This window comes from Thermopirellula anaerolimosa (genome assembly GCF_054657335.1).
Genome location: NZ_BAAHYX010000007.1, coordinates 118607 through 132219, shown reverse-complemented (window position 1 = coordinate 132219; position 13613 = coordinate 118607). Strand labels below are relative to the sequence as shown.

The window sequence follows — 13613 nt, the reverse complement described above, 5'->3', positions numbered from 1 at the left end:
CATCAGGCTCCGCACGGTCGCCATGCCTCGCCGGAGACGCTCGGTCAGCGAAGGCCGACGAGGGCAGCAGCAAAGCGTCAATTCGTGGACATGCTCGGGTTGGTGCGCCGAATGGTCTTTCCATGCCCAGCCAATAGCTCGTGATGCCGAGCTTACAGTCACCTCGGCCCACTGGCAGGCAAGCCGCCAGTGCCGCCCGGCGAGGGTCGCCACGAAGTGGGTCCACTTCTCCTACGATACAGCCAGTCAACTTACGGACCTCACCCGTTACGCCGACCTGGCCGGTACCCAGCTTGTCGCCCAGTCCCAGTACACCTACGACCAGGCCGGGCGACTGCGGGGCCTCAGCCACTTCCGCGGCCAGACCACCTTCGTGGAATACACCTGGAACTTCGACGCCGCCAATCGCATGACGCAGTACATCAACTCGGTGGACGGCACGGCTGACTACACCAGCGACGCCACCGGGCAGCTCACCGCCGCCGACTACGACTACCAGAGCGACGAAAGCTACCAGTACGACGCCAATGGCAACCGCGTTACCGCCAACGGCAGCAGCTACGCCACCGGCATGAACAACCAGCTTCTCTCCGACGGCACCTACCGCTACCTCTACGATGCCGAGGGGAACCGCACGCACCGCTTCATCGACGCCAATCAGAACGGCCAGCTCGACTCAGGCGACACGGACATCACCCAATACACCTGGGACCACCGGAACCGGCTGACGAAGGTTCGCATCGGCCCAGCTATGGGGCGGCCGTGGATTGGGTGATCCGGTACTGGTACGACTATCAGAACCGGTTGGTCCGCAAGCTGGGCGACCTCAACGGAGACGGTGACTACGAACAGAAACAGAACTTGGCCTATGACGGCAACCAGGTGGTGATGGACTTTCGGCGGACGGGCTCCGGGCTAGTTCAAACAGGTGATCTGGAGTGGCGTTACCTCTGGGGCCCGGCGGTGGATCAGATCCTGGCCGAGGAGGCCGTTGACGGCGGCACACCCGACCTTGTACAGTGGACGCTGACGGACCACCTGAACACGGTCCGGGACATCGCGAAGTATGATCCGGGCAGCGACATGACCACCGTGGTCAATCATCTCATCTATGACGCTTTTGGTCGGGTGACGTCGGAGAGTAATCCGACTATTGATAGCCTCTTCTTATTCACCGGTAGGCCGTTCGATAGTGACACCCAACTTCAAAACAACCTCAACCGCTGGTACGATTTTCGTGTCGGCCGCTGGCTGAGCGAAGACCCGATTGGCTTTAGCGGCGGCGACGCAAGCCTCTACCGCTACGTGGGGAATGCACCGACTGAGGCCACTGATCCAAACGCACTCAAGCTCGTTCATTGTGGCAACAAAGCACTTGGTCTCGACAAGTGGATACACGTTCCCGACACATGGAGGGGCGGCGATCCGTGTGCTATTAAATTGGGTCGTTTATACCGTGTGCTCAGCGTTTCGTCTGACCAGGCCAAGATCCGCAGTATCTGCTCATCTATTCAGGCCAAGGCGAAAGAATGTTCTGCTCGATGCTGTGAACAGACAATGGCTAAATTTCTGAATGCTGTTCACGATGTTTGGCTCCTGAATATCTTTGGGTATCCTTTGGGGCCCGATACTTGTCAGCGGTGGGTCTTCGATTTGGAACGCCGGCTCGATAACTTTGGGCTGGCGAATCCGTGCATCCAGAACGCGAGGCTGCAAACCTTTAGGCTAGAAGGCGGCATATTGTCTTCGAGGCACTGCACCTACATGATCGAACTTGCTGATGGGACTGTGATCTACGCCGATAACGGTGCATGGGGAGGTGATGACCACATATTCTTCCCCGAAGACATTCCCGACGGTGTACAACCCGAATAGGAGTCAACAGGATGAGCCCAGGAAGTTCCCGCGCGCTTTCAACAATTTTGGCGGCTGGGGCCTTGATCGCCGTTGTGGCCATCCTTGTTCAATCGTATGGAACATCGGCACTAATCGCCATCGGCTTGGCAGTGATCTGCTCTCTGCTGGTGACTTCAATCTGGGCGTCGGTTCTGCGTGCCAGAGGAGCACTACTTGGGGCAGTATGCATTGGATGTGGCGTCATTAGTGCGATTATTGGGTGTTACTTAGCCAAACTGAATGTCAAAGCCGGTCCTCTCGCAGCGTTTTCCGGCGCAGTTTGCGGGGGCGGTGTGTGGGTTATTGTCCTGTGTGCCCGGCCAAGTGGTATGTTGAACGGTAAAAGCATTGCTGACAATGAAGCAGCCTCACATGGCACTATGACAAAAGCGTACACTGGAGCGTATCTTAGGATCGCACTTGGGGCCTCCCTGGCTGGACCCGTTGTTGGTGCTCTGTCGTACGTGCTTTGGCTCAGCCTCATAGGCATTCACCCGCTCGACCGTTCATATGCATTACTGTATCATCTTGCCGTGGGTGGCATTGCTGGACTGACTGTGGGCGCTCCCTATTTCTTGGTATGGTTGCTCCAAGTCAGTAGAATAAGAAGCCGGTAGCCGAGGAAGTGACAATTGTTGAGTTACTCGACCACCGGACGTGTGCGCAGCGAGCCGCCTTTAGTTCGGAATGGTGCTGGTATTGTGTTTTCGCCGTAGGCAAACGCACGCACCGCTTCATCGACGCCAACGCCAATGGCCAGCTCGACGCGGGCGACACCGACATCACCCAGTACACCTGGGACCACCGCAACCGGCTCACCAAAGTGGAGCACCGCGCAAGCTACGCGGCGGCGGTGGACAAGGTGGTCGAATACTTCTACGACTACCAGAACCGCTGGGTGCGGCGGGCGATCGACGCCGACGGCGATGGCCACCTGGACGGCCGGCGGATTTTCGTGTACGACGGCAACCAGGTGGTGATGGATTTCTGGCGGAGCAATTCGCAGGGCATGCAGATCGGGCATTTGCGCGAGCGTTACCTCTGGGGCCCGGCGGTGGATCAGATATTGGCCGAGGAGGCCGGTTGACGGCGGCACGGCGGATTTGGTCCAATGGACCTTGACGGACCACCTGAACACGGTGGCGGACATTGCCAAGTTCGACCCGCAGATGGGGACCACCACCGTGGTCAACCACCTGGTCTATGACGCCTTCGGCAGGGTGACGGCCGAGAGCAACCCGGCGGTGGACTCTCTGTTTCTCTTCACCGCCCGGCCGTTCGACCCCGACACCGGATTGCAGAACAACCTCAACCGCTGGTATGACTTTCGCGTCGGCCGCTGGCTGAGCGAGGACCCCATCGGCTTCGCCGCCGGCGATGGGAATTTGTATCGGTATGTGGGGAATGCTGTAATACTCCGTGCCGACTGGCTCGGATTGATCACACCTGGAACTAACCATATTCTCCTGCCGGGTGGGTCCCAGTATGTGTATGGTGGACACTGGACGTGGGATGACTTCCTGTTGCATTATATGTTAGGTGGCGGTGAAGTCAGTTTGGCACAGATCGGTCTTCATGACACGTTTTGGAATTCACCTGATGTTCAACGATCGCAGCAAGACTTTGTTCGGAAAATTGTTTCGATGCTACACGGTGTCATGCAGGGCGCGGACTGTGACGTTACGTCCTTTCCGTGGTGGTATCACGATACGGACGTAGTGGATTCTACGTTCGGAACCGCTGAACAACCTCCGCGACTTCGGCGGTTCGAGTATCTCAGCCTTGTATTCGGCTCTAAAGGCCGGATGAGCGGGGTTTATAAGGTCTATATGTTGTCTATGTCGCCCGGTTTATCGGGCCGTCGCCGCGTGAGCGCGCACTATCAGCGCTCTATCCCGCACCGGGCAAGGTCATACTCCGCAAGATCGCCCAGCGGTGAAGGTAGATATTCACGGCGCTCGCCACTCCCAACGCATACTGAAGATTCTTGAATAGCCCCCGAAACCGCGTCTTCCTCCAGCCGAAGACGTGCTTCATCACCCCGAACACATGCTCCACCCGCGAGCGAATCCGCGACTTCCGCCGATTCTTCTCCTTCTCCCGATCACTTAACGGTCGTCCCCGACTCGCCTTCCGCTCAATATAATCCCTCGCCCGGGGCGACCTCTCCCGAATCACCTCCTTTTGTCCCACATAGGCCTTGTCGCCGTAGACCCGCGTCTCCTTGCCGTGCAGCAGCCCGGGCAACGCCTGACTATCGTGCACGTTCGCCGGCGTCACGGCCACCGAATGAATGACCTTCGTCTCGGCGTCCACGCCCACGTGTACCTTCGCCCCGAAGTGCCACTGGTTCCCCTTCTTCGTGCTCCCCATCTCCGGGTCGCGACCCTTCGCCTCGTTCTTCGTCGAGGTCGGGGCGTGGATCACCGTGGCGTCCACGATCGTCCCCTCCCGCACCTTGATCCCGTGCTCCGCCAGATGCCGATTCACCGTCTCCAGCAGACTCTGCCCCAGGTCGTGCCTCTCGATCAGGTGCCGGAACCGACAGATCGTCGTCTCATCCGGCGGGGCGTCCTTGCCCAGGTCGAGACCCAAAAACTCCTGTACGGCGTGACTATCGTGCATCAGCTCCTCCGTCCGCGGGTCGGAGAGGCCGTACCAGATTTGGAGGAAGTAGAGCTTCAGCATCCAGATCAGCGGCTTGACCGGTCGGCCGGGTTGGTCGCTCTTGGGATAGAACGGCTCGACGAGTTTCACGAGTCCTTGCCACGGCATGACTCGGTTCATCATTCGGAGGAACTCATGCCGTCGGGTGGGTTTGCGCATCACGTCGAAGCCGCCCGTCGCCAACGTCCGCTGCGATGAACCGTCCTTCCTCGCCATGATCACCCGTCCTAATGTCGATGCGCCTCTATCTTGGTTCCCAATTATGGTCGTATTATACTGTTGTCAGACGGCGGTTGTGCAGAGGTTCCGTTCGTGATATATCCACTCGGGCGTAGCACTTTTTTCCGCCGAGTGCTGTGCGAAGTGAATGTGAAAACCGGACACGAATGCTGTGCCAACAAAAATAGGCCGGCGATAGAGTATTCCGCCAAGTGTAAGTTAACGTTTGAGATCAAAGATGAGTTCGCTGATCCCCTTGATCTAGAGGAGTGGTTCGGCATCACATTCGAATTTGGGCATGTTTATCCAATTGTGTCCCGTCGTGACTACGGCTTGTACGTGCGAGGGAATACTTGCGAGGAGGGATCCGCTATTACAGCGACTACGCTTCACCCGTTGATATCGGCTCGAAGGTGATTTACTTCGACATCCTTGGCATCATTGGGAGTGGCCAAAATGGATGAGCGTCATGTCCAATACCAAAAGACATCCATCCCATGGCCCGAACGGGTGCTTGTATGCTGCGCCATACTCGCTGGATTGCTGGCCTGGGCTGCTGGTCTTCGGCGGGGGGAGTGTATGGAGGTATGCCTTTTCCTAACTGGCGAAGCCGTGGCCGTTCCGTTGGCTTGCGCAGGATTAGCGGCATTGTTGAGACAAAAAGACGGCGTCAAGTCCTCCATGCGATTCTCTCGACCCGCATCCGTTGTGGGAGTTATCTTTGCCCTTGGATATCTGGCTCCGATTTTTAGGGGACCTCCAAATCCAGACACAGCAGCGCATTTAGCACTATTTGCGTACCCTATCATACAGGCGCTATTGTGCATGGGTATCTACATTGCCGTCACATTATACGAGGTGTTGTTTCTCGGCTACAGACTACGGTAAATGGCTCTGCATTTACTAACCCTGTATAACCCTGTGCATCATTAACGATCCATCTCACCTACCGCTCTCCACGCATTTGGAAGAGCTAACACAGCGAACGACGGCTGCCCGGGCACCAATAATGAAAACTCCGATTTGGCAAAGCAGATAAACATAGATCGGATTATCGCAGATTCGATAACAGGGATCGCGGCCGATATATAAACACCGCGCGGGATATTGCCAGGTGTGATTAGCAGACGTTTTCAGCGTGGTCGCAAGACTGGACAACCCGGATTTGGTGGAGGCAAGGGGGCGACCACCGTGGTCAATCACCTCATCTACGATGCTTTTGGCCGGGCGACGTCGGAGAGTAATCCGGCGATTGATAGTCTCGTTTTTTTTCACGGGTAGACCATTCGATAGTGACACGCAACTTCACAATAACCTCAACCGCTGGTACGATGCTTCGGTCGGCCGCTGGCTGAGCGAAGACCCGATCGGCTTCGCCGGCGGCGATGGGAATTTGTATCGGTATGTGGGGAATGTGACACAGAGCAGAGTCGATCGGCATGGGTTACAAATCGCTATTGAATTGCCGCCCCCGCGGCCTAAACCAGGGTGGTGGCCGGATTGGTTATTCTGGCCATACGACGAGGAAGGACAGCGAAAGTGCTTCGAATCTTTCGATCCTTCTGACTTAGTGTGCCCCATCGCGGGGGTTACTCGCAAAGAGGCCTTAAAGGCTATTTCGGGGCTTTCGAGACGGATCGAAGAACACTTTGCGAAAATTGCAGAGGAACGCGCCGGAGCTCCTGTTATCAACCATTGGAAAGGCGAGATCGTCGGATGGATAAAACGAAGTGAGAAGCTGTTGCCGTGTGTGGGAAACAAAACGGCGAAGGAGATGGAGCCTCAAATCAAGCTCTGGAAAGAACAACTAGAAAAAATCGGCACGGAGACAAAAGTATGAGCAGAAAACAGAAATTAGAAGCTCTCCTGGCTCGCGCGTTTGAAATATACAAAGATGGTCGAGAAGATGCAGACTTTCGGCAAAAACAAGCTGATTTCGTTTTCCACATGACTGACTGGCTTTCGGATTTGGAAACGCTGTGTAACGTGGTGAGAAACCCCGAAGCGTGGGACGCCGAGCAAACCTGTGATTTCTTGATCGAGTGTCTTATACATGTGATCCCACACCTGACTACTGCTGGCAAGCTCCTTCTCGGCGAGATACCAAATCCGTTTGATGATTCTGCTACGGAATGTTAAGATGGGATAGGAGCTTTGATCGCGGGCGACGATGGTGGTCAACCACCTCATCTACGACGCCTTCGGCAAGGTCACGTCGGAGAGTAATCCGACGATCGATAGTCTCTTCTTATTCACGGGTAGACCATGTGATAGTTATACTCAACTGCACAACACCCTCAACCGATGGTACGATGCCCGCGTCGGCCGCTGGCTAAGCGAGGACCTGATTGGCTTTGATCCGGGAGACACTAACCTCTATCGGTACGTGGAGAATAATGTATTGGAACCTCTGCACAACCGCCGTCTTACAACAGTATAATACAGCCATATTCGGGGACTAAGATAGAGGCGCATCGACATTAGGACGGAGATCATGGCGAGGAAGGACGGTTTATCGCAGCGGACGTTGGCGACGGGCGGCTTCGACGTGATGCGCAAAACGACCCGACGGCATGAGTTCCTCCGAATGATGAACCGAGTCATGCCGTGGCAAGGACTCGTGAAACTCGTCGAGCCGTTCTATCCCAAGAGCGACCAACCCGGCCGACCGGTCAAGCCGCTGATCTGGATGCTGAAGCTCTACTTCCTCCAAATCTGGTACGGCCTCTCCGACCCGCGGACGGAGGAGCTGATGCACGATAGTCACGCCGTACAGGAGTTTTTGGGTCTCGACCTGGGCAAGGACGCCCCGCCGGATGGAGCCCTTTGCGTTGTTCCCATCTCGCGTGATGGATTGAAGTTAGGAAGGGCCTGGAAAGGGCCTTCCCCGCAGGATGTGCGGAAAAGAGGCGGTTTTTCCCGCGTTGGAGCGATTTTTCACGATTTTTCGACCAAGCCTGCGAACAAGCGGGGAATGGGTGCGTAGTAAAGGTATGCGTTCACAAGGATCGGCTTGATCCAAAGCCCCTTGGGTGGTGCGGAACAAGAACTTTCCCTGCAAAGCACGCAAAGCGTTGGCTCAATCCCTTGTTCTCCGGCTCAGGAAGACCTCCATGCAAATCCCCAACCTCCGACCTCTCTTCGCCTGGGATACCCTGGAAGATAGTCCCACCATTCGCACCCTACGGGAATTTCTAACGTCCATTCCCGACGAGGAGTTTCTCGCATCTCTGGAGAGATCCCGGGGCAAGGGGCGGAACGACTACCCGGTCCGTGTGCTCTGGGGGACGTGGCTTTTGACGATCGCCTTGCGGCATCCGACCGTGGAGTCGTGCCTGGCCGAACTGAGGCGGAACGCGGAGCTGCGGAAGCTGATTGGGATCGAATCGGAGGACCGGGTCCCCAACGCCTGGAACATGTCGCGGTTCATCGAGCTGCTGGGCCGGGAACCGTTTCGCAGCCTCCTGCAAAAGATGTTCAACACCATGGTGCAACGGTTGGCCGAGGTGGTGCCGGACTTGGGAGAGAACCTGGCCGGAGACGCCACGGGGCTGAAGGCGCGGCGGAAGGAGGGAGAGGCGGCGGAGGAGGAGAAGGCGGAAGGTCTTCCGCAACCCAAGGGCGGTCGCAAGGAGTACACGGACAAGGACGGGAACGTGACGCGGGTGGTGGAGTGGTTCGGGTTCAAGCTGCACCTGGCGGTGGATGTGAAGCACGAAGTGGTGTTGGGGTACAAGGTCACGGAGAGTACGGCCGGGGATGCCGAGACGTTGCCGGCGGTTTTGGAGCAGGTGAAACGGAATCTGCCGCAAGGTCGGATCAAGAGTCTGGCCTATGACAAGGCGGCCGACACGAATCCGGTGCATGAGTTGTTGTCGCGGGAGGGGATCAAGGCGGTGATCGAGAATCGGAGTTTGTGGAAGGAGGAGGCGGAGCGGATGTTGCCCGGCCACGATGGGAACTCGAACATCGTCTACGACGAGGCGGGGACGGTGTACTGTTACGATCGGGTCAGCCAACCGATGGTGCGGTATCGGATGGCCTACATCGGGTATGAGCCGTCGCGGGAGACGATCAAGTATCGGTGTCCGGCCAAGCACGAGGGGTGGGAGTGTCTGATGAGCAAGATTTGCAATGCGGGGAAGTCCTATGGGAAGACGGTGCGTGTGCCGCGGGAGATCGACTTGCGGCGGTTTCCGGCGATTCCGCGGGCGACGCGGAAGTTTGAGCGGTTGTACCGCGGGCGGACGGCGGTGGAACGGGTGAATGCCCGGCTGAAGGTGTTTTGGGGGGTGGATGACGGGAACATTGTCGGGGCCCGGCGGTTTACGGCGGAGGTGGGGGCGGTGATGGTGGTGCACGCCGCGTTTGCGACGCTGTTGGCGATGGCCCCGCGGCGGGAGGGGACGTTGGGAAAGATGCGGCTCAGTCCGATTTCCAAGGCCTTGCGGGAAAGAGTCTACGGCAAGCCTGGCGCCCCGGGACATCCCGAGTCCGGCTCCGCCGCTGAGCAAGAGCCTTCAGGAAAACCCGCCGTAGCGGTCACCTAGGTTTTTTACCCCAGAGCGGCGGACGAATCGGGAATCTTGTCGGTGCTGAGCTCGTCTCGCAGGATGACGGTCTGCGCGGAGTGCGCGCGGAAGGCCGATCAAAGACCGCTCCGAGGCGTTTTCTTCCCTCGAACGCCGCCTTTTCTTCCTTCGAGTGCCACCTTCCCGGCTCTGGAGTCCCCTCTTTTCAAGATTCCCCCCCCCACGTATTCACTTGATCGCTCTTCCACGACTCTTCCTGACCTATCCAGCCTCGCGCTCTTAACTCACTCCCCCGCCAAAAAGTTTACAACGCAAACGGCTCCGCCGGATGAGACGACGATCTGTCGGTTCCGGCACCTGATCGAGAGGCACGACCTGGGGCAGAGTCTGCTGGAGACGGTGAATCGGCATCTGGCGGAGCACGGGATCAAGGTGCGGGAGGGGACGATCGTGGACGCCACGGTGATCCACGCCCCGACCTCGACGAAGAACGAGGCGAAGGGTCGCGACCCGGAGATGGGGAGCACGAAGAAGGGGAACCAGTGGCACTTCGGGGCGAAGGTACACGTGGGCGTGGACGCCGAGACGAAGGTCATTCATTCGGTGGCCGTGACGCCGGCGAACGTGCACGATAGTCAGGCGTTGCCCGGGCTGCTGCACGGCAAGGAGACGCGGGTCTACGGCGACAAGGCCTATGTGGGACAAAAGGAGGTGATTCGGGAGAGGTCGCCCCGGGCGAGGGATTATATTGAGCGGAAGGCGAGTCGGGGACGACCGTTAAGTGATCGGGAGAAGGAGAAGAATCGGCGGAAGTCGCGGATTCGCTCGCGGGTGGAGCATGTGTTCGGGGTGATGAAGCACGTCTTCGGCTGGAGGAAGACGCGGTTTCGGGGGCTATTCAAGAATCTTCAGTATGCGTTGGGAGTGGCGAGCGCCGTGAATATCTACCTTCACCGCTGGGCGATCTTGCGGAGTATGACCTTGCCCGGTGCGGGATAGAGCGCTGATAGTGCGCGCTCACGCGGCGACGGCCCGATAAACCGGGCGACATAGACAACATATAGACCTTATAAACCCCGCTCATCCGGCCTTTAGAGCCGAATACAAGGCTGAGATACTCGAACCGCCGAAGTCGCGGAGGTTGTTCAGCGGTTCCTTGATAAAGTAGGTCCCAAATGTCCGGCGTGTTCGTACATGTGTTGTCGCAGTAGCCGCGGCAAATGTACCGCTGCGGGTTCCACCAGCCAAACTCCTCGTTGCAAGTCTCGATGCAGTTGCGATAGCAGCTTGCCTCATAGGAGGACATCCCTTCAGTTGGGTCGGGCCTTCCAGCAAACGGATCAACATTCGTCGGACTACAAGGTGGCCCGAAACCGAAATACCCGTGCGGGTCGACAAGCAGCGCCGGGTTGTTCAGCACGTACCGGTACGCGTTCGGCTCGCTTTCGATCGGATCCCGGGCGATGAAGCGTTCCAGCACGGGGTCGTAGTACCGGGCGCGGTAGTAGTAGAGCGATGTGGCCGGGTTTAACGTGCGGCCGGTGTAGAGGACCGTGTTGCCGTTGGCTGAGCCGGCCGTTTCGGTCCAGTCGGCATCACGGTACGTGACCACGCCGTATGGAGTGTACGTGTATCGCTCGACCACTTGCCACTGCCCCGATTGCGAGTCGTATTTGACAAGGCCCGTTACGTTGTAGTTGGCATCCGCAAGGTAGAATACCCGATCGGCCGCGACGATCCCGCTGCCGTCACCAGTCAGTGTATCCCGCAGGATGGGAGCGTCAATATACCTGGCGACCAGAGGAGCCCTTTGCGTTGTTCCCATCTCGCGTGATGGATTGAAGTTAGGAAGGGCCTGGAAAGGGCCTTCCCGCAGGATGTGCGGAAAACGGGCGGTTTTTCCCGCGATGGAGCGATTTTTCACGATTTTTCGACCAAGCCTGCGAACAAGCGGGGATTGCATGCGTAGTAAGGGTGTGCTTTCACAAGGATCGGCTTGATCCAAAGCCCCTTGGGTGGTGCTAAACAAGAGCTTTCCCTGCGAAAGCACGCAAAGCGTTGGCGGAATCCCTTGTTCTCCGGCTCAGGAAGACCTTTATGCAAATCCCCAACCTCCGACCTCTCTTCGCCTGGGATACCCTGGAAGATAGTCCCACCATTCGCACCCTGCGGGAATTTCTAACGTCCATTCCCGACGAGGAGTTTCTCGCATCTCTGGAGAGATCCCGGGGCAAGGGGCGGAACGACTACCCGGTCCGTGTGCTCTGGGGGACGTGGCTTTTGAAGATCGCCTTGCGGCATCCGACCGTGGAGTCGTGCCTGGCCGAACTGAGGCGGAACGCGGAGCTGCGGAAGCTGATTGGGATCGAATCGGAGGACCGGGTCCCCAACGCCTGGAACATGTCGCGGTTCATGGAGCTGCTGGGCCGGGAACCGTTCCGCAGCCTCCTGCAGGAGATGTTCAACACGATGGTGCGGCGATTAGGCGAGGTGGTGCCGGACTTGGGAGAGAACCTGGCCGGAGACGCCACGGGGCTGAAGGCGCGGCGGAAGGAGGGAGAGGCGGCGGAGGCAGATACGGCTCAGCCCGCTCGCCCAGGCCTTGCGGGAAAAGGTTTTCGGCTAATCCGCGGGGATCAAACATCCCGAGACGAGTTCTACCGCCGGGAAAGAGCCTTCAGGAAAACCCTCCGTAGCGGTCACCTAGGTTTTATACCCTAATTGGGTGAACTCATCTGAAATCTTGCCAGTGTTGAGCCCGTCTGGCAGGACGAGGGTCCGCGCGGAGTGCGCGCGGAAGGCCGCCAAAGCACCGCTCCAAGGCGTTTTCTTCCCTCGAACGCCGGCTTTTCTTCCTTCGAGTGCCACCTTCCCGCCTCCAGAGTTGCCCCTGATCAAGATTCCGCGCCCCACGTATTCACCTGATCCCTCTCCCGCGACTTTTCCCGGCCCATCCAGTTTCGCCCTATTAACTCGCTCACCCGCAAAAAAGTTTACAACACAAACGGCTCGAACCGGAAGGTGCATCATCGATGAATCGCCGGCACGCCGCGCGTATCGGTGGAACTTGGTAACGTGGCGTCCTCGTGTCGGTAATGCGTCAACCGTAAGCCGCCAGACCGAAGAAGAGGCGGCGCTTGAGGTATCGATAGAGACGACTGTCCTCCGGAATCTCGCTTTCCGGAGTGGAGTGGCTGGGGCAAGGACGCGATGCCCGTATTTCGTTAAGGAAATCCCGACCGCTGGTGTCACGTCCTTCCGAGGACTCCAGAAAGTCGGCCAACTCGCCCGGATGCTCCAAGATCACGCATCCCCGGGTCTTCTTCACTGCGAAATCCTGGAAGCCGCGAAGAAATCGGCTATGGTTGATCGTTGCGAAGACGTCGCTTCGTGAATCGACGAAATCGGCGGCGTACGACAAAGGAGGGCACGGTTCGACGCCGCCAGACGGACCGATGTGAAAACCCAGTCCCAACGCGGCGGGGCAGACGGCCTTACCGTCGGCGTCCCAATACGTATCGATGATCACAATTGGGTGGCGACGACGTAGCTCCAAAAGGCGTTTGCGAAAACGGCCGAACATGGCGGCGGTCAACGCCAATTCCGGAGCCGAATCGGAGCCGACCGGCCGATAACCGTAATACCACAGATAGGCGGCGCCCAATCGGCAAAGAAAACGAACATAAGAGTCGTCGAGGACTTCGTCGTAATTTTGAGCCGTGACGGTGGTGGCGACGCCGAACAGTATCCCCGCTCGGTTGAGACGGCGGATTCCTTCCACCACTTGGGCATAGACGCCCTCGCCCCGGCGGGCGTCGTTGTTGGTTTCTCCGCCGTCAAGGCTCACGAGAATCGTTACATTGCCTAGTCGGCGAATTTTTTGCACCGTTTCGTCGTCGAGAAACACGCCGTTCGTAATCACCTGGAAATAACAGTCGGCGTGCTCCTCGGGAATGCGCCACAAGTTGGGATACAGCAGGGGTTCGCCGCCCAGGAGCGTAAAAAAACGACAGCGTCGCTGCTTGGCGGCGTCGATGATGTGCATGACCGTGTCGAAGGACATCGTCCGAGGCGAACCGGGATAATCGACCCAGCAACCCCGACAACGCAGATTGCAGGCATCCGTCAACGACAGGAACAAGAACGGCGGAAACAGTTCACCGTTTTTCAGACGCTCGCGATAGGCACGCATGGTACGCAGCGACGGGCGCAGCCAAAGTTGGGCCGCCTTCCACAGCAATCGCGGCGACACGTGCCGCAACAGTCTGGCCGGATAATACAGCAACATACAGTTTCTCG

The 13613-nt window shown here is 58.0% G+C and carries 14 protein-coding genes; 11 read left to right on the top strand and 3 right to left on the bottom strand.

What is annotated here, in order from left to right:
• Positions 1-22: 22 nt before the first annotated feature.
• From ACYQ6J_RS18195 to ACYQ6J_RS18180, 4 genes are all read left to right on the top strand, one after another.
• Positions 23-775: a hypothetical protein gene (locus ACYQ6J_RS18195; protein WP_460185652.1), complete on the top strand. Its 753-nt coding sequence runs from the start codon at positions 23-25 to the stop codon at positions 773-775.
• Entirely contained in the window at positions 763-1875 is a 1113-nt protein-coding gene (locus tag ACYQ6J_RS18190; protein ID WP_460185651.1) for an RHS repeat domain-containing protein, read from the top strand. The genes ACYQ6J_RS18195 and ACYQ6J_RS18190 overlap by 13 nt, the downstream gene beginning before the upstream one ends.
• A gap of 646 nt (positions 1876-2521) precedes the next feature.
• Positions 2522-2983, top strand: coding sequence for a hypothetical protein (locus ACYQ6J_RS18185; RefSeq protein ID WP_460185650.1), 462 nt, complete (start codon positions 2522-2524; stop codon positions 2981-2983).
• Positions 2984-3014: 31 nt separating this feature from the next.
• Positions 3015-3887, top strand: a complete 873-nt coding sequence (locus ACYQ6J_RS18180) for an RHS repeat-associated core domain-containing protein (RefSeq protein ID WP_460185649.1) — start codon at positions 3015-3017, stop codon at positions 3885-3887.
• Here ACYQ6J_RS18180 and ACYQ6J_RS18175 read toward each other — a convergent pair.
• Entirely contained in the window at positions 3787-4779 is a 993-nt protein-coding gene (locus tag ACYQ6J_RS18175) for an IS5 family transposase (RefSeq protein ID WP_460182388.1), read from the bottom strand. The two genes, ACYQ6J_RS18180 and ACYQ6J_RS18175, sit on opposite strands and share 101 nt — an antisense overlap.
• 1255 nt (positions 4780-6034) lie before the next feature.
• Between ACYQ6J_RS18175 and ACYQ6J_RS18170 the strand changes: the two genes are divergently transcribed.
• The 6 genes from ACYQ6J_RS18170 (at position 6035) to ACYQ6J_RS18145 (ending at position 10313) form a co-directional block, all read left to right on the top strand.
• Complete coding sequence (locus ACYQ6J_RS18170; RefSeq protein ID WP_460185648.1) at positions 6035-6622, top strand: RHS repeat domain-containing protein; 588 nt, start codon at positions 6035-6037, stop codon at positions 6620-6622.
• Positions 6619-6921, top strand: a complete 303-nt coding sequence (locus tag ACYQ6J_RS18165) for a hypothetical protein (RefSeq protein WP_460185647.1) — start codon at positions 6619-6621, stop codon at positions 6919-6921. The genes ACYQ6J_RS18170 and ACYQ6J_RS18165 overlap by 4 nt, the downstream gene beginning before the upstream one ends.
• 31 nt (positions 6922-6952) lie before the next feature.
• A complete protein-coding gene (locus ACYQ6J_RS18160; protein ID WP_460185646.1) occupies positions 6953-7222 on the top strand; it encodes an RHS repeat-associated core domain-containing protein in 270 nt (89 codons plus the stop codon).
• 54 nt (positions 7223-7276) lie between these two features.
• Complete coding sequence (locus tag ACYQ6J_RS18155) at positions 7277-7768, top strand: transposase (RefSeq protein ID WP_460185645.1); 492 nt, start codon at positions 7277-7279, stop codon at positions 7766-7768.
• A gap of 127 nt (positions 7769-7895) precedes the next feature.
• On the top strand, positions 7896-9332 hold the full coding sequence (locus tag ACYQ6J_RS18150; RefSeq protein ID WP_460185644.1) for a transposase: 1437 nt from the start codon (positions 7896-7898) through the stop codon (positions 9330-9332).
• A 63-nt stretch (positions 9333-9395) separates the two neighbouring features.
• Positions 9396-10313 (top strand): IS5 family transposase, encoded by a 918-nt coding sequence (locus ACYQ6J_RS18145; RefSeq protein WP_460185720.1) that lies wholly within the window; start codon positions 9396-9398, stop codon positions 10311-10313.
• Here the strand turns inward: ACYQ6J_RS18145 and ACYQ6J_RS18140 are convergent.
• On the bottom strand, positions 10213-11238 hold the full coding sequence (locus tag ACYQ6J_RS18140; RefSeq protein WP_460185643.1) for an RHS repeat-associated core domain-containing protein: 1026 nt from the start codon (positions 11236-11238) through the stop codon (positions 10213-10215). The two genes, ACYQ6J_RS18145 and ACYQ6J_RS18140, sit on opposite strands and share 101 nt — an antisense overlap.
• Positions 11239-11411: 173 nt before the next feature.
• Between ACYQ6J_RS18140 and ACYQ6J_RS18135 the strand changes: the two genes are divergently transcribed.
• Positions 11412-12035 carry a transposase gene (locus ACYQ6J_RS18135; RefSeq protein ID WP_460185642.1) on the top strand — a complete coding sequence of 208 codons (624 nt, stop codon included), beginning with the start codon at positions 11412-11414 and terminating at the stop codon, positions 12033-12035.
• A gap of 379 nt (positions 12036-12414) precedes the next feature.
• On the opposite strand, the gene ACYQ6J_RS18130 is transcribed toward ACYQ6J_RS18135, so the two are convergent.
• Positions 12415-13602, bottom strand: coding sequence for a radical SAM/SPASM domain-containing protein (locus tag ACYQ6J_RS18130; RefSeq protein ID WP_460185641.1), 1188 nt, complete (start codon positions 13600-13602; stop codon positions 12415-12417).
• Positions 13603-13613 lie beyond the last annotated feature (11 nt).

What these genes read in the sequence shown, in the direction of transcription:
- ACYQ6J_RS18195 (WP_460185652.1), top strand. Translation starts at nt 23, where the DNA reads ATGCCTCGCCGGAGACGCTCGGTCAGCGAAGGCCGACGAGGGCAGCAG.
- ACYQ6J_RS18175 (WP_460182388.1), bottom strand. Translation starts at nt 4,779, where the DNA reads ATGGCGAGGAAGGACGGTTCATCGCAGCGGACGTTGGCGACGGGCGGC.
- ACYQ6J_RS18165 (WP_460185647.1), top strand. Translation starts at nt 6,619, where the DNA reads ATGAGCAGAAAACAGAAATTAGAAGCTCTCCTGGCTCGCGCGTTTGAA.
- ACYQ6J_RS18160 (WP_460185646.1), top strand. Translation starts at nt 6,953, where the DNA reads ATGGTGGTCAACCACCTCATCTACGACGCCTTCGGCAAGGTCACGTCG.
- ACYQ6J_RS18155 (WP_460185645.1), top strand. Translation starts at nt 7,277, where the DNA reads ATGGCGAGGAAGGACGGTTTATCGCAGCGGACGTTGGCGACGGGCGGC.
- ACYQ6J_RS18150 (WP_460185644.1), top strand. Translation starts at nt 7,896, where the DNA reads ATGCAAATCCCCAACCTCCGACCTCTCTTCGCCTGGGATACCCTGGAA.
- ACYQ6J_RS18145 (WP_460185720.1), top strand. Translation starts at nt 9,396, where the DNA reads ATGACGGTCTGCGCGGAGTGCGCGCGGAAGGCCGATCAAAGACCGCTC.
- ACYQ6J_RS18135 (WP_460185642.1), top strand. Translation starts at nt 11,412, where the DNA reads ATGCAAATCCCCAACCTCCGACCTCTCTTCGCCTGGGATACCCTGGAA.
- ACYQ6J_RS18130 (WP_460185641.1), bottom strand. Translation starts at nt 13,602, where the DNA reads ATGTTGCTGTATTATCCGGCCAGACTGTTGCGGCACGTGTCGCCGCGA.